The following is a 23,292-nucleotide window of genomic DNA, read 5'->3' as shown; positions in this document are numbered from 1 at the left end:
GGCGCGCCGGCGGCGAAGCAGAGCGGCGCGCCGGCGGCCGAATCGGTCAGTCCAGCCCGTCGCGCAGCGCTCTCGCCCCCTGCTCGACCGACGCGATCGGGTCCGCCGGGTCGTCGTGCTCGTAGACGAGCCACTCGACGCCCGCGTCTCGCGCGCTCGCGACCACCGAGTCGAGGTCCACGTTGCCCTCGCCGAGCGCGACCGACTCGCCGCGATCGACATCCATATCCGTGGCGTGGAGGTGCGTGACCCGGTCTGCGTGTCGGTCGATCAGCGCGGCGGGGTCGGCCTCGCCGGCGAGCGCCCACCCGACGTCGACCTCGAACTCGACGCGGTCGTCGGTCCGGTCGATCAGCCGCTCGATCGCCGGGTCGCCGTCGACGGTCGCGAACTCCCCGTCGTGGTTGTGGTACGCGAGCCGGAGGCCCTCGGCCTCGAGGGCCGCCGCGAGGTCGGTCAGCCGCGTCGCGACCGCGTCGACCCCGGCGGCGCTCTCGAAGTGTTCGGCGTCGAGCCACGGGACGACGAGCGTGTCGACGCCGAGCCGGTCGTAGCGGTCGACGGTCTCGTCGAAGTCGGCTTCCAGCGCCTCGGGCGGCGTGTCTTCCAGCGCCTCGATCGGGACGTGCGCGGACGCGGCGTCCAGGCCGTTCCGGTCGAGCGCCGCGAGCACCTCGTCGGTCGGCCACTCGCGAACTCGGTAGGCGAACTCAACCCCGTCGTAGCCGGCCCGCCCCACGCGGTCGAGCAGCTCCGGGAGGGGCGCGTCGAGCGAGCGCAGCGCGTACAGTTGGACCGCGACGTCGACCATGTCGGGCGTCTCTCGCCCAGCGACGTATCAGTTCGGGTACATCGCGGTCGCGACGACACTGACTGGCGGTCGACCCCCGGCACGCCGCCGAAGCTTTGAACACCCGCTCCGCCGACCTCGCGGTATGGACACCACCGACTCCTCGGGCGGGACGGATCCCGGCGGCTCCGACGGCCCGACCGTCGCCGAGGCGGTCGTCGACCAGATGCTCGCCCGGGGGATGGACGTCGCCTTCGGGATCCCCGGGAAACAGACGCTCCCGCTCAACCGGGCGCTGGCCGACCGCGACGCGCGGTTCGTCGTCGCGCGCCACGAGACGGCCGTCACCCACCAGGCGTGGGGGTACGCCGAGACGAGCGATCCGGGCGCGATGGCGGCGACGGTCGTCGTCCCCGGCCCGGGCGACACTAACGCGATGAACGGGCTGAAGAACGCCCTGAACGACTGCGTCCCGCTCCTCCACCTCGCCGTCGAGACCGAACGCGAGGTCCGCGGCGGCGACGGGATCCACGAGACGCCGCCCGAGACGTACGATACGGTCGTCAAGGAGAACGTCCTCGTCGACTCGCCCGCGGGCGCGGTCCCCGCCGTCGCCGACGCGATCCGGGTCGCCCGCGAACACCCGCAGGGCCCCGTCCGCGTCGGGATCCCGAAGGACGTCCTCGCGAGCCGGACGGCCCAGCCCGCGGTCGGGGAGCGGTCGCCGAGCGCGCCGCAGGCACCGCCGGCCGAGGCCGTCGACCGCGCCGCGGAACTGCTCGCGGGGGCCGACGCGCCCGTCGTGCTCGCGGGCGGCGGCGTGCGGCGCGCCGACGCGAGCGACGCGCTCCGATCGGTCGCGGAGGCGCTCGACGCGCCGGTCGTGACCACGTACAAGGGGAAGGGGACGCTGCCGGAGACGCACGCGCTCTCCGCGGGCGTCCTCTGTGGCGGGTCGAGCGCCGAGCTCCGGGAGCTGCTCGCCGCGGCCGACGTCGGGCTCGTCGTCGGCTCCGATCTCGACGCGGTCGCGACCGCCTCGTGGTCGGCCCCGACGCCGGACCGGCTCGTGCACGTCACCCTCGACGGCGACGACATCGGGTTCGGATACGAGACGGAACTCGGCGTCGTTGCCGACGCGGACCGGTTCCTGCGGGCGCTCTCGGACCGATTGGATGAGGTCGACGCGGTCGACGGCTCGACGCCGGCCACGGGAGCGGGGGCCGGGAAGGCCGAGACGGCGGACGGCGCCGAGCGCGCCGGAGCGGTCAGGTCGGCCGACGAGAGGCGCTTCGCGGCCCTCGCGGAGGAGCGCGCCCCCGACGAGCCGCTCCGGTCCGTCGAGGTCCTCCGCGAGGTCCGCGAGGCGCTTCCCGAGGAGACGGTCGTCACGGCGGACGCGGGCGGCTTCCGGCTCTGGACGCTCGTCTCGTTCCCGGCGGCGGGCCCGCGGTCGTACGTCAATCCCGGATCGTGGGCGACGATGGGGACCGGCCTGCCGTCCGCGATCGGCGCGAAGCTCGCGAACCCCGACCGCGACGCCGTCGCGCTCACCGGGGACGGCGGGCTCATGATGTGCGTGCACGAGCTCCACACGCTCGCCGCCGAGGACATCGACGTGACCGTCGTCGCGCTCAACAACGACGACTACGCGATCATCAGCGAGGAGGCGTCGCGCTCGTACGGCTTCCCCGAGGGCGCCTACGGGTGGGGGGAGGCTGACCTCGACCTCGTCGCCGTCGCGTCCGGGATGGGCGTCCCCGCAGAACGGGTGACCGACCGTGACGCGGTCGCGGACGCCGTCGACGCCGCCCGCCGCCGCGACGGCCCCGCGCTCGTCGAGGTCGTCACGGACCCGACGGAGCCGCAGGCGAGCGAGTGGATGACCCGAGACCCCCGTCCCGACCGAGAGCGGTAAGCGGGGGTCCCGCGGGGCCCGTCCCCCGCGGCGACGAGATACCCCCGGACCTTTCGCGCGTCGCAATCGAACGTTTCACCCGCCGCGTTTCGGGTATCTGAAGCGAGATATATACGGGCCGAGAAGCGAGGCTCCGTATGCGCAATCCGTGGGTCCACGACGACGTATCTGGAACCGCCGACTCCGGGTACGGCGGTCGGGTGCGGCTGCTCGGAGCGATCGTCTGGGGGACGCTGCTGATCGGGGTCGGCGGGACCGCGCTCCTCATCGGAACCGGGACGGTCGAACTGACGCTCGCGGCGTCGCTGCGCTCGGCCGTCACGTACGTCGTCGCCGGGGCGGTACTGGTACTCCTGCTCCCCCTCATCCTGCGGCTGTTCGCGATATCGCGGCTCCTCGCGACGGTCTCGCTGCTCGCCAGCGGATGGCTGGTCGGCCGCTTCGTCTGGAGCCGCGAGTCCGATCGGATTCGGCGGCTCGCGCCGGGCGACGGGAAGCTCGGGAGCGGCGCGGAGTCGCTCGACGGCGTGGTCCAACTGATCGATGCGCTCCTCGGCGTCCTCTGAACCGCGGTCGCGCCTCCCGGAGCCGAGGCCGCCCCGCGGATCGAAGCCGCTTCGTGAACCGGAGCCGCTTCGTGAGTCGAAGCCGCCCCGTGATCCGGAGCGTGAACCTTAACAACTTTCGTTGTGAATTTGAGCCATGACTCACGCGAACGACGTCGCCGTCGGCATCGTCGGGCTCGGCGGGATCGGAAACCACCACGCGACGAAGCTGACCGAGCGCGGCGCGAACCTCGTCGGCGGGATGGACATCGACCCGGACGCCCGCCGGCGGTTCCACGAGGAGTTCGGCGTCCACGCATACGAGAGCGAGAGCGACCTCTACGAGGAGTGCGACGCCGTCCTGGTCACGACGCCGAACCGGTTCCACGAGGAGTACGCCGTCTCGGCGCTGGAGGCCGGCCTCGACGTGCTCTTAGAGAAGCCGCTCGCGCACACGGTCGAGAGCGCGGAGCGCATCGCCGCGGCCGCCCGCGACGCCGAGGGGTTCTGCATGGTCGGGTTCAACAACCGGTTCGCGGAGCCGGTACAGGTGATCAAGGAGTATCAAGCGGAGGGTCGGTTCGGCGAGACGACCCACGTCGAGGCGAACTACGTCCGGCGCCGCGGCGTCCCCGGTCGCGGCTCGTGGTTCACCTCCGGCGAGGTCGCCGGCGGCGGCGCCCTCATCGACATCGGCGTCCACGCGATCGACCTGGCGCTGTACTTCCTCGACCACCCGGAGATCGTCGAGGTGTCGGGCGAGACGCGCTCGGAGTTCGGGGGGCGCGACGACTACGCGTACGTCCACATGTGGGGCGACGACGACGGGGGCGAGGGGTTCGACGTGGAGGACTCCGCGTCGGCGTTCCTCCGCGACGCCGACGGCAACACGGTCTCGCTGGAGGTCGCGTGGGCGACGAACCGCCCGACGAACGACGAGTTCGTGATCCGAGGAACCGAGGCGGGCGCGACGTTCGACCGCGGCAGCGACGAGCTCACGATCCACGAGGCGAGCGCGTTCGACGGCGACCGGCACCACTTCTCCGACGCCGAGATAACGACCCGCGAGGGCGACGGCCACGCCGCCGAGCAGGCGACGTTCCTCGACGCGGTCGCGGCGGGCGAGGCACCAGACATCAACGCGGTCGACGAGGCGCTCTCCGTCCAGCGCGTCATCGACGCGATCTACCGGTCCTCCGAGCGCGGCGAGGCCGTCCGCCTGGACTGAGCAGCCGATCCGGGTCCGCCGTGCGGCCGACCGCCGGTCCGCCGTGTGACCGACTGCCGTTCCGCCGTGCGACCGCTCCGTGGTCCGAGCCTATCCGAAGCTATTCGGTCGTGGGGCCTCTCGTCGGAACCAATCCGTGACACGCGACGCCGGCCCGACACCGCCCTCCGAACGCATCGTCAGCCTCGACGCGCTCAGGGGGTTCGCCCTCCTCGGAATCTTACTCATCAACGTCTGGGTGTTCGCGATGCCGGAGGCGTCGCTGCTGAACCCCACCGTCTACGCCGACGGCGCCGTCTACGGCGAGTTCACCGGCGCGAACTACTGGGCGTGGTTCGCCGGCCACGTGTTCGCGCAGTCGAAGCTCATCACGCTGTTCTCGGCGCTGTTCGGCGCCGGAATCCTCCTGTTCGTCGAGAGCAAGGAGGAGAAGGGTCAGGACGCGGTCCGGCTCCACTACCGGCGCACCGCGGTCCTCATCGCGATCGGCCTGCTGCACGCCTACCTGCTGTGGTACGGCGACATCCTCGTCGCCTACGGCTTCACCGCGCTGTTCCTGATCGCGCTCCGCGACTCGGGGGCGAAACAGCTCGCGGCGCTCGGCGGGCTCTTCCTGCTGTTCGTTCCCGCCACCGAGCTGTTCGCCGCCGTCAGCATCGGCGGCGACGCGATCGCGTCGCAGTGGGCGCCGAGCGAGGCCGCGCTGCGGCAGGAGGTGGCGACATACCGAGGCGGCTGGCTGGAGCAGCTGGATCACCGCGTCGACTCCTCGTTCCAGCGGCAGACGACAGGCTTCATCGGCTCCAGCTTCTGGCGGGTCGGCGGCGTGATGCTGCTCGGGATGGCCCTCTACCGCTGGGGCGTGCTGACCGGCGAGCGGTCGGCGCGCGTCTACAAGGGCCTCGTCGCCGGCGGCGTCGTCGGCGTCGGGGTCGTCGTCGCCGGCGTCGCGTACATCGAAGCCAACGACTGGAGCGCGGCCGCGGCGCTGTACTGGCGGCAGTTCAACTACTGGGGGAGCCTCCTCGTCGCCGGCGGCTACCTCGGTCTCGTCACGCTGTACGCGAAGCGGCGGCCGGACGGCCCGGTGACGCGGACCTTCGCCGCGGTCGGCCGGACGGCGTTCACGAACTACCTGCTCCAGACCGTGCTCGCGACCTCGATCTTCTACGGCCACGGGCTCGGGCTGTTCGGCTCCGTGACCCGCGTCGAGCAGTACGGGATCGTCCTCGCGATCTGGGTCGTGCAGGTTGTGCTGTCCGTGCTCTGGCTCAATTACTATCGGTTCGGCCCCGTCGAGTGGGTCTGGCGAACGCTGACGTACGGCGAGCGACAGCCGCTACGGAACCCAGAATAATCGAGCTATGAAGAGCGTCTCTTTGTCGGTTCACCTGCAGTTCGTTCTGTTACTGCCAGCGACACGGTGAATACTTCCAAAGCCCAAGCTGCCCGTTTATAAATGATTGACCTGAGATAGCCAGCGAACACCTCCAAAGCCCCAGCCGCGAGGACTCGCGTGACTCGCTGCGGTCCTCGGTCGCTCGCGCTGCTCACTCCCTGCGGTCCTTGCGTCGTCAGGCATCGCCCTCGCGGCTGCCCCTTTGAGTCCCACCCCTCACAGCACCGCGGCCTCACGCCTCCCCAGCCTCGTCAGTCGCCGTCGCTCCGCTCGGCGACTGACTCCCTCGCGCGTGCTGACTCGCGGCCTGTCGGCCGCTCGCAGGCACGCGCCACCGTATATTTAATTTAGAAAGCGTCTCCGGTTACGCCTCGTCGACCACTCGATTCGACAGCGTCCCGACGCCCTCGTAGGTGATCTCGACTTCTTCGCCCGGCTCGACGAGCCCCGGGTTCGCCGGGCTGCCGAAGGCGACGCAGTCGCCGGGTTCGAACGTAAACCGCTCCGAGAGGTACGAAACGATCTCGTGCGGTCCGAACAGCATCAGCTCGGTGTTCGCGTCCTGGCGCTCTTCCCCGCCGACCGTCGTCGAGATGTCGAGGTTCGTCGGGTCGACGTCGGTCTCGATCCACGGGCCGAGGGGCCCGGAGCCGTCGAACGCCTTGCGCGCGGTCCGGCCCTGCTGGTCGAGCGCGTCGACGTCGTTCATGATCGTGTACCCGCGGACGACCTCGGGGACATCTCCGGGGTTCAGGTCCCGACAGCGCTCGTCGATGACGGCGACAAGCTCGCCGGCGTACGTCAGCTCGTCGGTCCACTCGGGGTACGCGATCGGCTCGCCGTGCGCGAGCAGGCTCGCCGGCGGCTTGATGAAGAAGTCGGGCTCCTCGGGGCGCTCGTACTCCATCTGGTCTAGCGTCTCGGCGTAGTTCCGCCCGACGCAGTAGAGCGCGCCCGGGTCGCAGGGCGGGAGGAGCCGCCCGTCGCGGCCGACCTCGTAGCGGCCGTCGTCCGCGACGATCGTCCCGTCTTCGTAGCGTCCGGAGACCGGTCCGTCCGTCGTGAGCAGGCGTGCGAGTCGCATGGCGGCACGTCCGCGCGGGGCGCCGAAAAGGCGTCGGTCCCGGTCGGTCGCCGCGCTTGACCGGCGATCACCCCTGTCGCGCCCGTCAACCGTCACTCCCCGTCGCGCCCCTCGCCGCCGACGCCGATCACGACGCCCGATCGGATCTCCAGCGCGGTCTCGAACTCCTCGCGGGTCGTCCGACCCGATCCAGCCCGTTCGACCGCCGTCTCGTGCGCGCGGGCGACGGCGTCGCGCTCGCGGTCCGTGAGCCCCAGCCGCTCGCCGACGCTCGCCCAGTGGTCGGGCTCCACGAGGAACGTCTCGCGCTCCGGCTCGACCGCGATGCGCTCGTACCGCCGGCGGTAGTCGTCGATCCGCGGCCCCAGGTCCGCCTGCACGCGGGTGAGGAGGGCGGGGAGCCGCTCGGCGGGGACGCTCGCGAGCGCCGCCGTCTTCACCAGCGCGGTGCCGTCGATCGGGTACCCGTCGGCGGGCGGAGTCGACCCCGCGTCCGGCTGTCCCTCGTCGTCGGTCATCAGCCTCCGGCTCGCATCGCCTTCTGCTGGTACTTCGGGAGGAGCTCCGCCAGCGCCTCCGGGTCGCCGACGAACGCCGCGGTCACCTCGGTAAGCCTGATGGCGGCCGCGGCCGTCACCTTCTCGGCGCTGAGCGCGACGCGCCACCCGTCGCCGTCCACGCGGGTCGCCTCCGCCGGGTCGTCTGTGCCGACGAGTTCGCCGCCGAGGTTGACGAGGTAATGGGCCGCGAGCCGCCGCGAAATCCCGCGGTACGCGACCGTCTCGCGCTTCCAGCCCGCCTCCGCGGGCGGGAAGTCGACCGCGGCCTCGCCGGCCTCGCTGGCCTCCGCGTCGCCCTCGGCGGTCATGCGCCGCCCGCCACCGGCGGGAACACCGAGAGGCGGTCGCCGTCCTCCAGCGACGTCTCCAACCCGTCGAGGTGGAGCACCTCGCGCCCGTTCTTCAGCACGTTGATCTGCGGGGCGAGGCCGCCGTCGACGATCAGGCGACCGGCCATCTCCTCGTACTCCGACTCCAGATCCAGTAACACGTCGCCGACGCTCGACCCGTCGGCGAACTCCGCCTCGACGATCTTTCCGCCGGCGGCCTCGCGAAACGTCGCGAAGAACCGCAGTTCCAGTTTCATACTCGCATATCTGGGTCCCGCAGTTTAAAAAGAGGCGGCCGCGGATATCGCTGCGTTCTCAGACCGAACCGCTTGCGGTCGGATCGGGCTCGCAGAATGCGGCGAACCGTCTACAGGTCCGACAGTCGGATCCCGTCCTCGACGAGCCGGAAGTTGCGCTCGCGACCCAGCTCGTCGCCGAGCCACTCGTGCTCGTACAGCTGGCCGACCAGCTCCACGTAGAGGTTCCGCCACGCGATCGCGTAGATGGGCGACTGTCCCCAGGCGCGCAGTTCGGGGACGAACTCGTGGTACGTGCTCGCCTGCGACTCCATCCGCTCGACCGCGTCGGCGACCACCTCGGCCGCCTCGGCCGGCTCGGCGCCCTCGATCTCCTCGTTGATCCGCGACTGGATCCCGGCGATCGCGCGCCGCATGTCCTGCTCGGCGGTGCCGTCCTCCTCCGGCAGCGACTCGACGACTCCTCGCGGTACACCGAGCTCTATCTCTGGCATGCGCGAATTTCGGGACGCGACGGTGAAAAACCCACCCGACTCACGGCGTCGGCGCGGCCTTCTGGAGGGCCGTCTCGGCGACGTTGCCACCGTAGTCGGCGGACCGAAGCACGGAGTCGACGACGAGCCCGAGCAGCTGCGCGCGGGCCGGGTCCAGGTCGCGGAGGAGCTCGTCGATGGCGCGGACCCGCTCGTCGATCGCCCTGACGCCGGTACGCGCCTCGTTCGCGAGCCGGGTCGCCTCCTCGCTCTCGTCGGCGAACAGCGCGTCCATCGCGGTGTCGATCACCTCGACCGCGTCGGCGTGGAGCTCGTTGACGGCCTCGACGACCTCGTCGGGGAGCGGTTCGTCGATGCTGAGCGTGAGATGGCCGATCTTTGTCGCGTGGTCGCCGATCCGCTCCAGCTGGCGGGCGCTGGAGTGGTAGTCGAAGCACTCCTCGCGCGGGAGCCCGAGCTCCTCGGCCGCCTTCGGCGTGCGCAGCGTCGCCCGGAAGATCCGGGAGACGACGAGCCACAGCCGGTCGAGGTCATCGTCGCGACCGATCACGTCGCGGGCGAGGTCGTGATCGAGTTCGGAGAGAGCGGCGAGCGCGTCCTCTAGCATCGACAGCGAGATCAGTCGCATCCGGGTGACGGCGTTGTGGATCGACAGTTCGGAGGAGTCGAGCAGGTCCTGGATGACGACGCGGTCGCGGGTCTCCTCTAACACCTCCAGCCCGACGAGGCTCTGGACCGCCTCGCGGATCGTGGAGCGCTGCTCGGTGGTGACCTCGACGCCCTCCAGCTCGATGACGTCGAACCCGCTGACGTACATCGTCGTCACCGCGCGCATGAGCGCCTGTCCCGAGAGGTCGGTGACGTCGAGGCTCCCGCGGGTGCGCTCCTCCTCCGACCGCGGCGTGAGGAACAGCGAGTCGCCGTCGGGGAAAAACTCGATCTCGGTGCCGGCCTCCACGTCGTTCTCGGTCGCCCACGTCTTCGGGATCGAGACGGTGTACGTCGAGCCGCCGGTGACCTGCACCTTCCTCGTTTCCATGGCTCGGTATCACACACGATCTCACTTAAATGTATCTAAAATATATACCTCGGTTAGAATCCGATCTGAGCCGTTGAAACACTAATATAGCGCTTCTCAAACCATTTTTCAGGCGTTACGCCGTACCCATTCGGGTCAAATCAGCAAATTTATATAGACCTATATAGTAGTAATATCCCGATCAATCACACCCGATCGACAGGGTTCCGAAGGCGATCTTCGACGCCGGCGCTCCCGGGTGCGGACCGGAGAGGCGTTCCGGCAGCGATCGGGCGTTCGGCGGGCGTTCCGGTCCGGCGGACCGGGCGACCGCCACTCCGCCGATCCCTCCCACACCGGCGGGAGTTAAGAAGAGTTAAATCGGATGCGACGTAAGCCGAAAGTGCGCTCGGTTGGTGTAGTCCGGCCAATCATGTTGGCCTTTCGACGGACGCGGCGCGACGGCGCGCCGGTTCGGAAGTCAGCCGACGACCAGGGTTCAAATCCCTGACCGAGCACTTCTCACGGACCCGCGTCGCCAGCGGGGGCGCCGCTCTCGCGGGTCCCGCTCCGACGTTCTCGTGGCGTCTTACACGAAGGGGAAGAATCACGGCGCTCGGCGACGACGCTCGGATATGAGCGACCAGCCCGACGATCCCCGTTTCGAGACCCGCGCGATCCACGCCGGCCAGGAGCCGGACCCCGAGACCGGCGCGCTGATGACGCCGATCCACGCGAACTCCACGTACGAGCAGGACGCGCCGGGCGACCACCGCGGCTACGAGTACAGCCGGACCGGAAACCCCACTCGGACCGACTTGGAGGCGAACCTCGCGTCGCTGGAGTCGGGGAGCCACGCGCGCTGCTTCTCGTCGGGGATGGGGGCGATCAACACCGTCCTGAACCTGCTGTCCGCGGGCGACCACGTCGTCGCCGGCGACGACGTGTACGGCGGCACCCACCGCATCCTCACCCAGGTGTACGACGAGTACGACGTCGACACCAGCTTCGTCGACACCACCGACCACGACGCGGTCCGGGCGGCGGTGCGCGAGGAGACGGAGCTCGTGTGGGTGGAGACGCCGACGAACCCGCTGATGAACGTCAACGACATCGGCGCGCTCGCGGAGATCGCCCACGCCAACGACGCGCTCTGCGCGGTCGACAACACGTTCGCGACCCCGTACCTCCAGCGGCCGCTCGAACACGGCGCGGACATCGTCTGCCAGTCCCTGACGAAGTACCTCGGGGGCCACTCCGACACGATCGGCGGCGCGCTGATCGTCGACGACGACGGCCTCGACGAGCGGCTCGGCTTCTATCAGAACTCGGTGGGCGCGACGCCCGGCCCGTTCGACGCCTTCCTCGTGCTCCGCGGGACGAAGACGCTCCCGGTGCGGATGGACCGCCACTGCGAGAACGCCATGGCGCTGGCGGAGTGGCTGGAGTCCCACGACGACGTGAGCCGCGTCTACTACCCCGGCTTAGAGAGCCACCCGGACCACGAGCTCGCGGCCGAGCAGATGGACGCGTTCGGCGGCATGCTCTCATTCGAGTTCGACGGAAGCCTCGACCAGGCGTCGACCGTGGTGAGCGAGACCGAGGTGTTCACGCTCGCGGAGTCGCTCGGCGGCGTCGAGAGCCTCATCGAACAGCCGGCCGCGATGACCCACGCCGCGATCCCGCGCGAGGAGCGGCTCGCGGCGGGGCTCACGGACGGGCTCATCCGCGTCTCCGTCGGCCTGGAACACGTCGACGACATGAAGGCCGATTTCCGGCAGGCGTTCGACGCGGCGCTGGAGTAAGCGAACTCCGCCGCGACCGCGCTCCGCACCGGCCGCCGCTCCACCCGCCGAATCCGGCACCCTTCGCCGCACGGGCACTCTTTATAACCGTCGCGGCGAGTCACCCGTCATGAGCGACCCAGACGTACTCGTGTTGCGGCAGACGATCCACGGAGCGGACGCGTCCGACCTCGCCGCGTCGCTCCGCGAGCGGCTCCCGGACCGCGAGGTCGCGCTGGCGCGGACGCCGGCGGAGGAGCGCGAGCTGATCGCGACCGCTCGCGTCGCGGTCGGGCTCGACATCGACGAGGAGCTGCTGGCCGCGGCCGAGGAGCTGGAGCTGTTCGCCTGCGTGTTCGCCGGGACCGGGCATCTGCCGCGCGACGCCCTCGCGGACCGCGGCGTCGCCGTGACCAACGCCTCGGGCGTGCACGAGCCCAACATCGCGGAGTACGTCCTCGGTTCGATGATCACCCACGCCCGGCAGTGGCCGCTCGCGCAGCGGCAGAAGGCGGAGCGCGAGTGGCGCACCTACGAGACGACCGAGGTGTACGGCTCGACGGTCGCCGTCGTCGGACTCGGCGCCATCGGGCGGGCGATCCTCGACCGGCTGGAGCCGTTCGACGTCGAGGCGATCGGGGTCCGGTACTCCCCGGAGAAGGGCGGGCCGGCCGACGCGGTGTACGGGTTCGACGAGTTCCACGAGGCGGTCACCGACGCGGAGTACGTGGTGCTCGCGTGCCCGCTCACGGACACGACGCGGGGGCTCGTCGACGCCGACGCGCTCAAGACGATGCGCGCCGACGCCGTCCTCGTCAACGTCGCGCGCGGCCCGGTCGTCGACACCGACGCGCTCGTCTCTTCGCTCCGAAACAGCCGGATCCGCGGAGCGGCGCTCGACGTGACCGACCCCGAGCCGCTCCCCGAGGACCACCCGCTGTGGGGACTCGGGAACGTCACGATCACCCCGCACAACGCGGGTCACACCCCGCACTACTACGACCGCGTCGCCGAGATCCTCGCCGGCAACCTCGACCGACTCGACGGCGGAGCCGAACTGGAGAATCAGGTCGTGTGAGGGGCCGAGGCGACGGACCGCGTCGTCGCCATCGCGGGCCTTGTTCGGGCCCTGCTCGTCGACGGTGACGGCTCGCTCGTCTACTCGTCGACGGCGACGCCTTCGATCTCGACCGTGTCGCGGGGCTCGTCGTTGCGGCCGGTCGGCACGGAGCCGATCTCCTCGACGACGTCCATCCCGTCGATGACCTGGCCGAAGACGGCGTGTTTCCCGTCGAGGTGCGGGGTGGCGTCCAGCGTGACGAAGAACTGCGAGCCGTTCGTGTCCGGGCCCGAGTTCGCCATCGAGAGGATCCCCGGGCCGTCGTGGGTCAGGTCGTCGTGGAACTCGTCGTCGAACTGGTAGCCGGGGCCGCCGCGGCCGTTCTCCTGCGGGTCGCCGCCCTGGATCATGAACCCCTCGATGACGCGGTGGAAGACGTTCCCCTCGTACAGCGAGTCGCCGCGGACCTCGCCGGTCTCCGGGTCCTCCCAGGTGTTCGTGTCCCGCGCGGGGTCGGCGTCCGCGGCGGGGTCGTGCCGGGCCAGCCCGAGGAAGTTCTCGACCGTCTTCGGGGCGCGGTCGGCGAACAGCTCGACGACGACGTCGCCGTGGGTCGTTCGGAGCGTCACCTGCGGGTTGTCGGGGTTGGAAACCTCTCGTGCCATGTCGGCGTGGAGGAGCGCGCGTCGGAAAACCCTGCCCATCCGCGTCGTCGCGGGCGGCCGCCGGAGGCCGAGGCCTCCCGAACGTCCGTCCGGCCGGTACCGTTTTGCACCCGGACCGAGCAGTGTCACGCATGTACGACGACATCCTCCTCCCCGTCGCGCCCGGCGGCGAGGCGAACGACGCGGTCCCGCACGCGGCCAGCCTCGCCGAGCGGTACGGCGCCACCGTCCACGTCGTGAGCGCGATCGACACCCTGGCGCGGACGCTCCGGGGGCCGCAGGCGGGCGCGTTCGCCGAGCGCGTCGAGTCCGCGGCACAGGAGCGCGTCGAGGCGGTGACCTCGGAGCTGGAGGCCGCCGGCGTCGACGTCGTCGGCGACATCAGACAGGGCGAACCCGTCGACGTCATCGAGAACGCGATCGCCGACGCCGGCGCCGACATCGTCGTGATGCCGAGCCACGCCCGCAGCGGCCTCCGGCGAGTCCTCCTCGGGAGCGTCACGGAGAAGGTGGTCAGGGTTTCACCCGTCCCCGTCGTCACCGTGCCGATGGCCGACGAGGAGGGCGAGACGGCCGGAGCGGCCGACGAACGTGACGGGTCGGCCGCCGGCGAGTCGTGAGCGCGGCCGCGCCGACCCGCGCGTTCCGAGTCGCGTACGACGGCCGCGAGTACGCCGGCTTCCAGCGCCAGCCGCACGCGACCACCGTCGAGGGGACTCTCCTCCGAGCGCTCGCCGAACACGGGGTCCTCGACCGCGGGGACGGCCCGACGCACGCGACGCCGCCGGGGTACGCCGCGGCGGGACGCACCGACGCCGGGGTCTCGGCGGTCGCCCAGACGGTCGCCTTCGAGGCGCCGGCGTGGCTCACCCCGCGGGCGTTCAACGGCCACCTCCCCGGATCGGTGCGGGTCTGGGCGGCCGGCGACGTCCCGGACGGATTCCACGCGACCCACGACGCGACCCGGCGGACGTACCGATACCACCTCTACGCGCCCGAGGCGGGGACCCCCGAGGCGGACTCGCGTCACGCCGTGAGCGACGACCGCGCTCGCGACGCCCTCGACCGGCTCTCGGGCCGTCACGACTTTCACAACCTGACGAGCGACGACGCGGGGACCGTCCGGGATCTGACCGCGACCGCGACGCGAGAGGGCGACCTCCTCGTGGTCGAGGTCGCCGCCGACGGCTTCCCCCGCGCGCTGGTCCGGCGGCTCGTCGCCGCGGTCCGGGCGGTCGGTCGGGGACGCACCGAGCCGGCGCGGATCGACCGACTGCTCGACCCCGAGCCCGTGCCGGGCGAGATCGGCGTCGGCCCCGCGCCGCCCGAGCCGCTGGTGCTGTGGGACGTCGCCTACGAGGGGGTCGCCTTCGACGTCGACCGGGAGGCCGCCGAGAGCGCCCGCGTCGCGTTCGGCGAGCGGTACCGAACGGCCCGTCAGGTCGCCGCGGCGACGGAAGCGATCCGCGACCGGATCGCGGGAGGCACTGAAGATGAGCCGGGGGAGCGACGCGACGGCGACGCCGCCTAATCGGCCGCGCCCGCGCTGGCCGCGTCGGTCGGGTCGGCGGCGTCGGCCGTGTCGGCGGCGTCGGCCGCGGGGGTCTCCATCCCGTCGACCCGCAGCAGGAGCGTGTTGCCGTCGACGTTCGTGGCGTCGACGGTCCCCGAGATCCGGAGCCCCGCGGTCGGCGTCGGCCCCGCGGTGACGTGGTCGCCGGCCTCGAAGGGACCGACCGGACCGCGGATCACGATCTCCGCGCGGCAGAGCTCCGGGTTGGCGACGTTGGAGAGGTCGATCTCCTCGACGTTCACCCCCTCCACCGGGTCGCCGTCGACCGCGACTGGCGTGATCTCGGCGTCGTCCATCCGCTCGACGCCGAGCGTGTCGTAGGCGCCGTCGGTGGGGACGTACCCGCCCTCGGGGCCCGGAACCCCCTCGACCAGCCGGAGGTCGCGGAGGCTCTGCATCCGGTTCCGAACCGTGCCGGCGTTCCGGTCGATCGACTCGGCGATCTCGCTCCCCGACACCGGGCGGTCGGCGTTCTCCGCGAGGTTTACGAGCGCGGTCAACACGCGTTCCTGACTCGACGTGAGCTCTATCGTCGTCATACGCGAATCAACAATACTAAGATGAATAAACGTTTGCTTCTACGCACCTTATACACCTGATACGGTTCTAAGCAACTTCATAATTCAGTATTCATCCGCAATACAGCTATATACTTGTATGGAACACAAACTATGTCTAGTGTGCGCGGAATAGACAGAAGAATATGGGATTATACTCGGATATTGTATACACTTCCGGTAGCTATTTTCGATACGTGTGCCGATACGGCGTGAAATCCGCATAATACCTTATACAGTTGGAACCATGGGTATTTATCCGTCCGTTCGGAAGCGCCGCGTAGATATGAACCGTCGAACCGACGATCGATCCCGACCGCGCCGCGGCCGAACCGCGGCATCGAGTCGGATCTCTCGGCGGAATCGCGAGGTAACGGCCCGACCGAACGGGGTCCCGAGCGATGGGTGAGCGCGGGTCTCCCGCCTTCGAAGGCGACGCGCTGAAGGAGCGCGCCGCGGGCGCAGTCCGGTCGGACGCCCCTGCGGGTGCGGCCGCGACCGACGACACGCCCGGGGACGGGGCGGGTTCCGACGGGTCGCCCGACGCTGCCGGCCTCGACCTGCGCGACCCCGGCGACGAGCGCGAGCGCGTCCGCTCGTTCGTCGAGTCGGCCGTCGCGGCCGCCGGCGCCGAAGGAGTCGTCGTCAACATGAGCGGCGGGCTCGACTCCACGGTGACGGCGGCGCTCGCCGTCGAGGCGCTCGGTCCCGACCGCGTCTACGGCCTGATCCTCCCGTGTAACAAGGTCGGCGCGCACCACGCCCGCGACGCGGAGGCGCTCGCGGACGCGCTCGGGATCGACCACGACACGGTCCACCTCCACTCGCTGTTCGCGCAGTTCGGCGCGGTCGCCCCCGACCGCTTCGACCTCCACGACGAGCCGGTGCTGTCCGGCAACGCGGTCGCGCGGCTCCGGATGACGCTCGCGTACCTCGCCGCCAACGCGACGGATCGCCTCGTCTGCGGGACGGCGAACCGGAGCGAGCTGCTGCTCGGCTACTTCACGAAACACGGCGACGGCGGCGCCGACGTGCATCCGATCGGGCACCTGTACAAGACGGAGGTCCGCGCGCTCGCGGCCGAGCTCGACGTCCCCGAGTTCGTCGTCGAGAAGCCGCCGACCGCCGGGTTCCTCCCGGGACAGCGCGACGCCGACGACCTCGGCGCCCCGTACGAGGCCATCGACCGCGTGCTCCGGCTCGGGGTCGACCGCGGGCTCGACGCCTCGGCGATCGCGGACCGGCTGTCTGGAGACGAGGACGTCGCCGGCATCGACGAGGAGACGGTCGCCGACCTGCTCGCGCGACACCGGGCCACGGCCCACAAGCGAACGACGCCCGACGTGCCGACCGGACGCGGACGATAGGTCGCTTTTGGCCGCGCCGCCCTACTTCCAGTCGTCCGGCCAGAGGTCCGCCGCGCGCATCCCCGTCTCGAAGTCGGCGTCGCGGAACGCGGCGGCGAGGTCGTCGCGGTCGAGCCTGGGGGCGTCGCGCTCGGGCGCCGCGAACTCGCAGACGAGCAACGCCGTCAGCATCGCGTGCTCCCGGACGTTGCGGTCGTCGACCTTGTCCCGCGTGTCGGCGTGCGTGTGTCCCCACCCCCGGCCGCGGTCGCCGGAGTCGCTGTGGAGCTGGAGCGCCGGCACCCCGCGCCGGACGAACGGCCACTGGTCGGAGAACGGGTGCGGCTCCGTGTCGACCGCGATCGGCTGGCGGGTCGCCGCCGATACCGACTCCGCGATCGACGCGGCCGCGTCGGAGGCGTGCGCGAGCGCGACGAGGTCGCGGTGGCGCCCCGCGCCGTCGACGTTGATAACGCCGCGCACCCGGTCGAGGTCGACCGTCTCGGCCAGGTGCTCCGCGCCGAGCAGCCCGACCTCCTCGGCCCCCACGGCGACCACGTCGACCCCGATCGGGAGGTCGGCCTCGGTCAGGATCCGCGCCGCAGTCGCGGCGGTCGCGATCCCGCAGCCGTTGTCGAGCGCCCCCTCCGCGATGTCGTGGCCGTCGTAGTGCGCGAGCAGCAGGAGCCGCTCTTCGGTGTCGGGCCCCGCGCGGCCGACGACGTTCCGGCTCTCGCCCGGCTCGGTGGTCGCCTCGACCGCGACCTCGGCCTCGACTGAATCGCCGTCCGTCACGCCACCTCCGCACTCGCCGACGGCGTACTCCCGGAGCCACGCGCCGGTCTCCTTGGAGACGCCGACGGCGACCGCGTCGGCCTCGCCGCCGAACGTCAGCGAGCCGGTCGGGGGGAGCTGCCCGTCGAGGTGGTTGACGAAGACGAAGCCGACCGCGCCCGCGTCGATCGCGTACCCGAACTTCTCCATTCGGTGGACGAACCGCCCGCCGGGCGGCGTCGTCGTCGAGGCGACCGCGATCCGCCCCTCGACGCCGCGCTCGTCGATCTCGGCCGGCGTGCCGTACCCGACGTCGACGAGCTCGCCCGCCACCGCTCCGGCGGGCGAGTACGGAAGCGCGATCGACTCGAACTCGCGGACAGTCTCTCCGCCCTCGACGTCCCGGTTCGGGATCCGGACCCGGAGCGCCGCGCTCCCGCGTTCCCACGCGTCCAGTTCGAACGGCTCGGTGTCGACGTCGGCGAGGCCCGCGCGCTCGAACGCCTCGGCGACGACCCCCGCCGCCCGGCGCTCCCCGTCGCTTCCGGCCATGCGACTTCCGATCGCGGTGAGGTCGGTGAGGAAGCACCACGGCTCGTCGTCGGTCCACGTCCGGCCGAGCGCGGGGGCCAGCGCGTCGCGTCGCTCGCGGACGCGCTCGACGGCCTCGGGGTCGACGGACGCGTCGGTTCCGGTCGGCTGCGAGTGCATGCCGTCGACTGCCGCGGAAGGCTGTTAAGCGTGTGGCTCGCGGCACGGGAAACGCTACGTTGAAGTGTGGCGGTCGGATATCTCAGAGCGAGCACCGTTGGTCCAGTGGTAGGACATTAGCTTCCCAAGCTAATAGCCCGGGTTCAATTCCCGGACGGTGCATTCCTGCGGCGAACAACCTCGTGAGCCGCAGGAATCAGCAGGCGAATTGAACCCTATCAGTCGCGCGCAACGAGCCGTGCGAGCGAGCACGTCTGATTTCGGTTCGATTCCCGGACGGTGTACTGTCGACTGACTCCGTCAGTCGACGTTTACCTCGCTTCGCTCGGCAAACTCCCTTCGGTCGTGCACCGTCCGTTGTCACGCTCGGCCCGCTGGCGTGACTCCCGGACGGTGCATTTCTCGAACGATCCTCGCGTCGACGACCCGCCACCCGCGGGCATCGATACGGTTCCGCTGAATTGCTGTTTTCGGGTACATTTTGGTCTGAAACAGCTGTTCAATGGACCTGCGAGCGTGGCGAAACGGAGGCGATCGGTGTCGAAATCACAAGTGATCGCGAGCCGTTGCCTCCCCCATGGAGGATCTATACATTTACACCGGTTCAACCGCCGTGATCGGGGCTTCGGTTGGAGGGCCGGCCGTGAGCTCATTCTTCGCCGGTGACCGAAGCATCCCGATACTGCTCATGGCGATCGGCGGCTGTGGAATGCTCGTCAGTGCCGGCTACAGTTTATTACGGACCGACCCGGAGGAGTTTACCGCCTCCGCCGCCAGCCTCCTGCTGTTAGTTGCTGCCGCCTGTCTAGCACTCCTCGAAACAGTTCTATCGGCGGTATCCGGCGTCTGAGTGACCGATACCGACCACGGCCCGACCGAAGTGTCACTCTGACTTCATGTTCAACAGAACTACGAATCTCGGTTTCAGACGCGGTGACAGGGTCACGGAAATTAAGTGAAACGAACGTCCAACAACGCGTCGTAGTTCAATGCGAGAGTCGCTCCCTCCGCAAACTCCGCTGTCGAACGGAACCCTCCTCTCGGTGTTCGTGGCGAACGGCATCCCCGTGGTCGGACTCCTCGCGTTCGACACGTCGGCCGTGGCCCTCCTGACGTTCTACTGGCTCGAACTCGGCGTGCTCGCCGTCTGGGCGATCGTACGATCGCTGTTTGCCGGCCATCGACCTGATCGGCGGTCGGGACTCGACGGACTCAACGGCACCCTCGCGGCGGCGGTACGGCTCCTTTCTACCGACGGAGGTTCCGAGAATGCGAGCGAGAAGTCCTCGTCCGGCGACGGCGGCGTGCTGGACAAGCGGATCTCGATACCGCGTACCGACGTCGGTATCTACGTCGGAACGATTCCCGCGCTGTTGTTCATCGTCCCCATGCTCGCCGCCGTGTGGGTCGGGTTCGGAGGGTTCGTTGCCGGCCCCGTGATCGCCGCGTCGGATCCGACTTCCACCCAGGCGTGGGTTCTCACGGGTGCCGGTGTCGTCTTTCTGAGCGAGGGCGGCCGGACGGTCTCGGAGTACTTCTATCACGGCACGCATCGCGAGACCTCTGCCTGGGCGGCTGCGAAGGGGATCTTCTGGCAGGGGTTCGCGTTGACTAGCGCCGGACTCCTCGTCGTGTTGCTCGCGTACGAGTCCACGGAGGGGAACGCCGGCAGCGTCGAGAGCGCGGCTCGCGGCCCCCTCATCTTCACCGCGATCGCCTGTAAACTCTCGATCGACCTCGCGAGTTACTATCTCGACAGCCGCGACGAACCGCTCCGAGAGCTACTGTAACCAGGTGTGCAAAGTCTCACAGTTTCAGGCTCGGTCGGGTTGGGAGCGGCTGATACGGCTCTGGAACGAGTCCGATCCCGCCCGATCGACTCCACGGAACTGTGCCGAGGACGGCTCACGTTTGAAGCCGGAGAGTCTGTCCGACAGGTGAGCAGTCAGCGCGAGTCGGTTACCGGTGGTCGCGGTCCGGGAGCTCTTGCAGCGGCGGACGGTGAACGCGTGTTGTCCCCGGCGAAACAGAGCGGCCGGATACATCCGTCTCGCCTTCGACCGGGAGAGGTATGGAAGCGTCAAAGCTCAAGCCGATACTCGCGCCACTCGGACTGTTCGTCCTTTCGACGGGAGCGTACTGGTCGGTGTTGTCCGGCGTCGTCCCGCTCGACCTCGGTAGGCCGCTCGTCTTCTCGACCATCGCGGGGGCGACCGCGCTCGGTGCCGTGGTGATCGACGCACGGATGCCGGCCGTCACCGCAGGGGCGGCCGCCGTCGGATTCGCGCTCGCTGCCGCGAGCGCGGGCGAGATTCCCGGAGCGGACGACTCGGTCCTCCTCGTGGGGGCAGCGCTCGCAACGCTCGGCGTGTTGGGCTACGCCGTCAGTATGGTCTACCACATCGGGACGCGCGTTCGCGGTGAGAACCTCGTCTGATACGCACGAACTCACGAACTTCTGAACGGATATCGCCTATCTGTGCCGAATCTGTGAGCGGTTTCCGGTGGAAGCACCCTTTCCGGGGGGTATGCGTACGGATACGAACGCACCGCTGATCGCGCCCTCGGGATTTCACAGCGGTTTCTCGCGCGGTACGGGCGATCCGAATCGCCTCCCGACACGCGAGTCACCTGCACTGGCTACGAGAGGTCGAAGCGTACCCGCCGCCGAGTATTCCGACAGACCGCCTAACCGATGCTCCTATTGTTCGCGTCCTATACCTCGTCGGTACCCGCGACCGTCAAGTCCCCCGATATCGAGTGCTGGCTGGTCGTGCTGAGGTCGATACCGGCCTCGCGGCACCGCTCGGTCACGGTGCGGATGTACTCCGAGCGCGTCACCGAGAACTCCTCGCGGTCCGGGTCGGCGATCCAGAAGCGCGCCTGCAGGTCGATCGCCGTGTCCGCGAGGCGGGCGACGCGGACCGAGGGTGCCGGCTCGGCGATGACATCCTCGTGGTCGGCGGCGGCGTCCAGCAGGATCCGGGTCGTCGCGTCGATGTCGTCGGCGTAGCCGATCCCGAACGTCGTCGAGATGCGGAGCGTGTCGTTGCTCATGCGGTTCGTCACGGCGTTCGTCGCGAGCTCGGTGTTCGGCACCGTGATCGTCTCGTTGTCGAACGTGCGGACGCGCGTCACCCGGAAGCCGATGTCGTCGATGAAGCCGGCGTTGCCGTCCCACTCGATCCAGTCGTCGATGTTGAAGTTCCGGTCCTGCACGATGAAGACGCCGGCGACGAAGTTCGACAGCACGTCCTGCGCCGCGAACCCGACCGCCAGCGTGAGCGCGGCGACGATGAGCGCCGAGCCGCCGAGGAAGCCGGTGAACCCGGCGGCCCACGCGCCGACGACCAGCGCGATTAGGAAGGTACCGACCCCGAGCAGCTTCTCCAGCGTCCGTTCGAGCGTCGGTTCGAGGCCGCGGCGGTCGAAGACCCAGCCGACGAGCGGCCTGACGATGTACCTGCCGGGGAGGTACAGCGCCGCGGCGACGACGAGGAACTCCGCGACCTGCGAGAGGAGCCCGACGTACTTCGGAACCAGTTCGGTGGTGACCTGTGACGCGGCCATGGGCGACACACCGGCGGGCGCGGAATGAACCTTGTCGTGTGGAGAGAGCGACGCCCGTGCGGATGAGACGGCCGGCGGCGAATCAGAAGATGTTCGCCCGGCCGTAGACGGAGATCCCGGTGTCGGTGATCTCGTACGGCTTCGTCTCGCGGGAGTGGTTCGCGTCGCGGATCTTCTGGATCTCGACCGCGAGCCGGGTCTCGCGGAAGTCCGACCCGCGGACGTACTGGAGCACGAACACCGCGTCGGTGAGGTACTCGACGATCCCGTGCCGGGAGGCGTACGGCGTCTCCTGGCTCGCCTCGGAGGTGAGCAGCGTCGTCACGCCGGCCTCCTTCAGCGACCGGGTGAAGCCGAACACCTCGGAGCGCCGCTTCGCCGGGTGGTCGTACATCATCTCCAGCAGCGAGACGGAGTCGAGCACCAGCCGGTCGGCGTCGAACTCGGCGATGAGCCGGGTGAGGTCGTTCCGGATCGACGCGAGCGAGTTCGCCATCTCGATCGGGTCGATAGCGACCACGGCGAGCCGGCCCTCGTCGGCGGCCTCGCGGAACGCCCACCCCTTCTCCTCGGCGGTCGAGAAGATCGACTCGCGCGTCTGCTCCAGCGTGATGTAGACGCCCTTGCCGTCGGATTCGAGCGCCCGGTTGAGGAACTGAAGCGCGAACGTCGTCTTCCCCGTCCCCGCCCCGCCGATGACGGAGAGCAGGGAGCGGCTCGGGACCCCGCCGAGGATCATGTCGTCGAGCCCCTCGATGCCGACGTCGGTGCGATCGATCGCCGACTCGAACTCGTCGGGGTCGACGTCGAACCCCGTCTCCGTCTCGCCGCCGGCGTCACCGCCGCCACCGCCAAAGTCGCCGAAGCCGAAGTCTTCAGACGGCCCAGAGGCGCTCCCGCGATAGCCGCCGAACGGGTCGTCGTCGCCGAACGACCCGGCGTCGAAGGGGTCGCCGCCGCCTGCGTCATGCTCGCCAAACGGATCGTCGCCGCCGCCTGCGTCAGGCCCGCCGAACGGATCGTCGCCACCATTTGCGCCGGACCCCCCGAACGGATCCCCGGCGTCGCCCTCATCGGTCTCGGACGGGGCCGAGCCGCCGAACTCCCCTTCGGCGAAATCGGCGTCGAAGTCGTTCCCGCCGAAGTCTCCCTCGCCGAATTCACCGCCTCCGTCCTCTCCAGGGGACCGCTCCCTGCCTGCTTCTCCGCTCGGGGTCTCGGTCGCGTCGTCGTCACCGAGCGACGCGTCGTCGTCACCGAATGATCCACCACCGAAGGGATCACCCGGATCGTCTGATCCGGCCGATTCGGTCGCGTCCGTCTCGTCGCGGACGCCGCCGAACGGGTCGCCCTCGCGGTCTTCGTCGGCCTCGCCGAACTCGCTGACCTCGCCGCCCTCGTCGTCGACTTCCGCGTCGTCTCTGCCGGTCTCATCGCTCTTGTCGCCCACGGCAGTCTCGTCGCCCTCGTCGTCGGCCGAGCGGTCGGACTCCTCGTCGAGGTCGCGCAGCGCGCGCTCGAACCAGTCGTCCTCCTCGCTCATCGTTCCAGTCGGCCGTGGGCGGTCGACATGTCTCCGGCAACGCGACGGGTCGGCTTGAAACTTTCCGGAACCGGGGCCGAAGTCCGC

General features: G+C 69.8%; 24 protein-coding genes and 2 tRNA genes. 14 read left to right on the top strand and 12 right to left on the bottom strand.

Features of this window, described 5'->3' with window-relative positions:
- Nucleotides 1–46 precede the first annotated feature (46 nt).
- A complete protein-coding gene (locus SD626R_RS15285; protein ID WP_092567177.1) occupies nt 47–811 on the bottom strand; it encodes a sugar phosphate isomerase/epimerase family protein in 765 nt (254 codons plus the stop codon).
- A gap of 124 nt (nt 812–935) precedes the next feature.
- Between SD626R_RS15285 and SD626R_RS15280 the strand changes: the two genes are divergently transcribed.
- From SD626R_RS15280 to SD626R_RS15265, 4 genes are all read left to right on the top strand, one after another.
- Nucleotides 936–2,708 (top strand): thiamine pyrophosphate-binding protein, encoded by a 1,773-nt coding sequence (locus SD626R_RS15280; protein ID WP_092567176.1) that lies wholly within the window; start codon nt 936–938, stop codon nt 2,706–2,708.
- 137 nt (nt 2,709–2,845) lie between these two features.
- Nucleotides 2,846–3,274 carry a hypothetical protein gene (locus tag SD626R_RS15275; RefSeq protein WP_092567175.1) on the top strand — a complete coding sequence of 143 codons (429 nt, stop codon included), beginning with the start codon at nt 2,846–2,848 and terminating at the stop codon, nt 3,272–3,274.
- 136 nt (nt 3,275–3,410) lie between these two features.
- Complete coding sequence (locus tag SD626R_RS15270; RefSeq protein ID WP_092567174.1) at nt 3,411–4,481, top strand: Gfo/Idh/MocA family protein; 1,071 nt, start codon at nt 3,411–3,413, stop codon at nt 4,479–4,481.
- A 136-nt stretch (nt 4,482–4,617) separates the two neighbouring features.
- Nucleotides 4,618–5,838, top strand: coding sequence for a DUF418 domain-containing protein (locus SD626R_RS15265; protein ID WP_092567173.1), 1,221 nt, complete (start codon nt 4,618–4,620; stop codon nt 5,836–5,838).
- A 406-nt stretch (nt 5,839–6,244) separates the two neighbouring features.
- Here SD626R_RS15265 and SD626R_RS15260 read toward each other — a convergent pair whose 3' ends face one another.
- The 6 genes from SD626R_RS15260 to SD626R_RS15235 all read right to left on the bottom strand — a co-directional run bounded on the left by SD626R_RS15260 (nt 6,245) and on the right by SD626R_RS15235 (nt 9,643).
- Entirely contained in the window at nt 6,245–6,964 is a 720-nt protein-coding gene (locus SD626R_RS15260; RefSeq protein WP_092567172.1) for a fumarylacetoacetate hydrolase family protein, read from the bottom strand.
- A gap of 92 nt (nt 6,965–7,056) precedes the next feature.
- Complete coding sequence (locus SD626R_RS15255) at nt 7,057–7,482, bottom strand: DUF8048 family protein (RefSeq protein ID WP_092567171.1); 426 nt, start codon at nt 7,480–7,482, stop codon at nt 7,057–7,059.
- On the bottom strand, nt 7,482–7,832 hold the full coding sequence (locus SD626R_RS15250) for a MoaD-like domain-containing protein (protein WP_092567170.1): 351 nt from the start codon (nt 7,830–7,832) through the stop codon (nt 7,482–7,484). The genes SD626R_RS15255 and SD626R_RS15250 overlap by 1 nt, the downstream gene beginning before the upstream one ends.
- Nucleotides 7,829–8,110: a ubiquitin-like small modifier protein 1 gene (locus tag SD626R_RS15245; RefSeq protein ID WP_092567169.1), complete on the bottom strand. Its 282-nt coding sequence runs from the start codon at nt 8,108–8,110 to the stop codon at nt 7,829–7,831. The genes SD626R_RS15250 and SD626R_RS15245 overlap by 4 nt, the downstream gene beginning before the upstream one ends.
- A 110-nt stretch (nt 8,111–8,220) precedes the next feature.
- Nucleotides 8,221–8,604 carry a DUF7971 family protein gene (locus tag SD626R_RS15240; RefSeq protein ID WP_092567168.1) on the bottom strand — a complete coding sequence of 128 codons (384 nt, stop codon included), beginning with the start codon at nt 8,602–8,604 and terminating at the stop codon, nt 8,221–8,223.
- 40 nt (nt 8,605–8,644) lie between these two features.
- Entirely contained in the window at nt 8,645–9,643 is a 999-nt protein-coding gene (locus tag SD626R_RS15235; RefSeq protein ID WP_092567167.1) for a phosphate signaling complex PhoU family protein, read from the bottom strand.
- A 386-nt stretch (nt 9,644–10,029) separates the two neighbouring features.
- On the opposite strand from SD626R_RS15235, the gene SD626R_RS15230 reads away from it, so the two are divergent.
- The 3 genes from SD626R_RS15230 to SD626R_RS15220 all read left to right on the top strand — a co-directional run bounded on the left by SD626R_RS15230 (nt 10,030) and on the right by SD626R_RS15220 (nt 12,484).
- A tRNA-Glu gene (locus SD626R_RS15230) sits at nt 10,030–10,140 on the top strand.
- A 117-nt stretch (nt 10,141–10,257) separates the two neighbouring features.
- The gene (locus SD626R_RS15225; RefSeq protein ID WP_092567166.1) at nt 10,258–11,427 is read left to right on the top strand and encodes a cystathionine gamma-synthase; all 1,170 of its coding nucleotides are present in this window, start codon (nt 10,258–10,260) and stop codon (nt 11,425–11,427) included.
- Between the two features lie 109 nt (nt 11,428–11,536).
- Nucleotides 11,537–12,484 carry a D-2-hydroxyacid dehydrogenase gene (locus SD626R_RS15220; RefSeq protein WP_092567165.1) on the top strand — a complete coding sequence of 316 codons (948 nt, stop codon included), beginning with the start codon at nt 11,537–11,539 and terminating at the stop codon, nt 12,482–12,484.
- 80 nt (nt 12,485–12,564) lie between these two features.
- Here the strand turns inward: SD626R_RS15220 and SD626R_RS15215 are convergent, their stop codons facing one another.
- Nucleotides 12,565–13,131, bottom strand: a complete 567-nt coding sequence (locus tag SD626R_RS15215) for a peptidylprolyl isomerase (protein ID WP_092567164.1) — start codon at nt 13,129–13,131, stop codon at nt 12,565–12,567.
- Between the two features lie 131 nt (nt 13,132–13,262).
- Between SD626R_RS15215 and SD626R_RS15210 the strand changes: the two genes are divergently transcribed.
- A complete protein-coding gene (locus tag SD626R_RS15210) occupies nt 13,263–13,751 on the top strand; it encodes a universal stress protein (protein ID WP_092567163.1) in 489 nt (162 codons plus the stop codon).
- Entirely contained in the window at nt 13,748–14,662 is a 915-nt protein-coding gene (truA, locus tag SD626R_RS15205) for a tRNA pseudouridine(38-40) synthase TruA (protein ID WP_092567162.1), read from the top strand. The genes SD626R_RS15210 and truA overlap by 4 nt, the downstream gene beginning before the upstream one ends.
- Here truA and SD626R_RS15200 read toward each other — a convergent pair.
- Nucleotides 14,659–15,243 carry an Rrf2 family transcriptional regulator gene (locus tag SD626R_RS15200; protein WP_092567161.1) on the bottom strand — a complete coding sequence of 195 codons (585 nt, stop codon included), beginning with the start codon at nt 15,241–15,243 and terminating at the stop codon, nt 14,659–14,661. The genes truA and SD626R_RS15200 overlap by 4 nt on opposite strands.
- A gap of 419 nt (nt 15,244–15,662) precedes the next feature.
- On the opposite strand from SD626R_RS15200, the gene SD626R_RS15195 reads away from it, so the two are divergent.
- On the top strand, nt 15,663–16,628 hold the full coding sequence (locus tag SD626R_RS15195; RefSeq protein ID WP_092567160.1) for an NAD+ synthase: 966 nt from the start codon (nt 15,663–15,665) through the stop codon (nt 16,626–16,628).
- A gap of 21 nt (nt 16,629–16,649) precedes the next feature.
- Here the strand turns inward: SD626R_RS15195 and SD626R_RS15190 are convergent, their stop codons facing one another.
- Nucleotides 16,650–18,092: a M28 family metallopeptidase gene (locus SD626R_RS15190; RefSeq protein WP_092567159.1), complete on the bottom strand. Its 1,443-nt coding sequence runs from the start codon at nt 18,090–18,092 to the stop codon at nt 16,650–16,652.
- Between the two features lie 91 nt (nt 18,093–18,183).
- On the opposite strand from SD626R_RS15190, the gene SD626R_RS15185 reads away from it, so the two are divergent.
- The 4 genes from SD626R_RS15185 (at nt 18,184) to SD626R_RS15170 (ending at nt 20,529) form a co-directional block, all read left to right on the top strand.
- Nucleotides 18,184–18,254 (top strand) — tRNA-Gly (locus SD626R_RS15185).
- Between the two features lie 415 nt (nt 18,255–18,669).
- Entirely contained in the window at nt 18,670–18,942 is a 273-nt protein-coding gene (locus tag SD626R_RS15180) for a hypothetical protein (protein WP_092567158.1), read from the top strand.
- A gap of 139 nt (nt 18,943–19,081) precedes the next feature.
- Complete coding sequence (locus SD626R_RS15175) at nt 19,082–19,882, top strand: DUF6498-containing protein (RefSeq protein WP_241996656.1); 801 nt, start codon at nt 19,082–19,084, stop codon at nt 19,880–19,882.
- Nucleotides 19,883–20,163: 281 nt separating this feature from the next.
- Nucleotides 20,164–20,529, top strand: a complete 366-nt coding sequence (locus SD626R_RS15170) for a hypothetical protein (protein WP_092567157.1) — start codon at nt 20,164–20,166, stop codon at nt 20,527–20,529.
- 278 nt (nt 20,530–20,807) lie between these two features.
- On the opposite strand, the gene SD626R_RS15165 is transcribed toward SD626R_RS15170, so the two are convergent.
- Together SD626R_RS15165 and SD626R_RS15160 are read right to left on the bottom strand one after the other, a co-directional pair.
- Nucleotides 20,808–21,662 carry a mechanosensitive ion channel family protein gene (locus SD626R_RS15165; protein ID WP_092567156.1) on the bottom strand — a complete coding sequence of 285 codons (855 nt, stop codon included), beginning with the start codon at nt 21,660–21,662 and terminating at the stop codon, nt 20,808–20,810.
- Nucleotides 21,663–21,744: 82 nt separating this feature from the next.
- Nucleotides 21,745–23,205 (bottom strand): KaiC domain-containing protein, encoded by a 1,461-nt coding sequence (locus SD626R_RS15160; RefSeq protein ID WP_092567155.1) that lies wholly within the window; start codon nt 23,203–23,205, stop codon nt 21,745–21,747.
- Nucleotides 23,206–23,292: the final 87 nt, after the last annotated feature.

It is taken from the genome of Halorubrum sp. SD626R (genome assembly GCF_001261915.1).
Lineage (GTDB): Archaea > Halobacteriota > Halobacteria > Halobacteriales > Haloferacaceae > Halorubrum.
This window is presented reverse-complemented; position numbering and strand designations above follow the sequence as displayed.

Bases quoted from the DNA above. Each gene is read 5' to 3' on its own strand.
- SD626R_RS15285 (WP_092567177.1), bottom strand. From the start codon at position 811: ATGGTCGACGTCGCGGTCCAACTGTACGCGCTGCGCTCGCTCGACGCG.
- SD626R_RS15280 (WP_092567176.1), top strand. From the start codon at position 936: ATGGACACCACCGACTCCTCGGGCGGGACGGATCCCGGCGGCTCCGAC.
- SD626R_RS15275 (WP_092567175.1), top strand. From the start codon at position 2,846: ATGCGCAATCCGTGGGTCCACGACGACGTATCTGGAACCGCCGACTCC.
- SD626R_RS15270 (WP_092567174.1), top strand. From the start codon at position 3,411: ATGACTCACGCGAACGACGTCGCCGTCGGCATCGTCGGGCTCGGCGGG.
- SD626R_RS15260 (WP_092567172.1), bottom strand. From the start codon at position 6,964: ATGCGACTCGCACGCCTGCTCACGACGGACGGACCGGTCTCCGGACGC.
- SD626R_RS15255 (WP_092567171.1), bottom strand. From the start codon at position 7,482: ATGACCGACGACGAGGGACAGCCGGACGCGGGGTCGACTCCGCCCGCC.
- SD626R_RS15250 (WP_092567170.1), bottom strand. From the start codon at position 7,832: ATGACCGCCGAGGGCGACGCGGAGGCCAGCGAGGCCGGCGAGGCCGCG.
- SD626R_RS15245 (WP_092567169.1), bottom strand. From the start codon at position 8,110: ATGAAACTGGAACTGCGGTTCTTCGCGACGTTTCGCGAGGCCGCCGGC.
- SD626R_RS15240 (WP_092567168.1), bottom strand. From the start codon at position 8,604: ATGCCAGAGATAGAGCTCGGTGTACCGCGAGGAGTCGTCGAGTCGCTG.
- SD626R_RS15235 (WP_092567167.1), bottom strand. From the start codon at position 9,643: ATGGAAACGAGGAAGGTGCAGGTCACCGGCGGCTCGACGTACACCGTC.
- SD626R_RS15225 (WP_092567166.1), top strand. From the start codon at position 10,258: ATGAGCGACCAGCCCGACGATCCCCGTTTCGAGACCCGCGCGATCCAC.
- SD626R_RS15220 (WP_092567165.1), top strand. From the start codon at position 11,537: ATGAGCGACCCAGACGTACTCGTGTTGCGGCAGACGATCCACGGAGCG.
- SD626R_RS15215 (WP_092567164.1), bottom strand. From the start codon at position 13,131: ATGGCACGAGAGGTTTCCAACCCCGACAACCCGCAGGTGACGCTCCGA.
- SD626R_RS15210 (WP_092567163.1), top strand. From the start codon at position 13,263: ATGTACGACGACATCCTCCTCCCCGTCGCGCCCGGCGGCGAGGCGAAC.
- SD626R_RS15200 (WP_092567161.1), bottom strand. From the start codon at position 15,243: ATGACGACGATAGAGCTCACGTCGAGTCAGGAACGCGTGTTGACCGCG.
- SD626R_RS15195 (WP_092567160.1), top strand. From the start codon at position 15,663: ATGGGTGAGCGCGGGTCTCCCGCCTTCGAAGGCGACGCGCTGAAGGAG.
- SD626R_RS15190 (WP_092567159.1), bottom strand. From the start codon at position 18,092: ATGCACTCGCAGCCGACCGGAACCGACGCGTCCGTCGACCCCGAGGCC.
- SD626R_RS15180 (WP_092567158.1), top strand. From the start codon at position 18,670: ATGGAGGATCTATACATTTACACCGGTTCAACCGCCGTGATCGGGGCT.
- SD626R_RS15175 (WP_241996656.1), top strand. From the start codon at position 19,082: ATGCGAGAGTCGCTCCCTCCGCAAACTCCGCTGTCGAACGGAACCCTC.
- SD626R_RS15170 (WP_092567157.1), top strand. From the start codon at position 20,164: ATGGAAGCGTCAAAGCTCAAGCCGATACTCGCGCCACTCGGACTGTTC.
- SD626R_RS15165 (WP_092567156.1), bottom strand. From the start codon at position 21,662: ATGGCCGCGTCACAGGTCACCACCGAACTGGTTCCGAAGTACGTCGGG.
- SD626R_RS15160 (WP_092567155.1), bottom strand. From the start codon at position 23,205: ATGAGCGAGGAGGACGACTGGTTCGAGCGCGCGCTGCGCGACCTCGAC.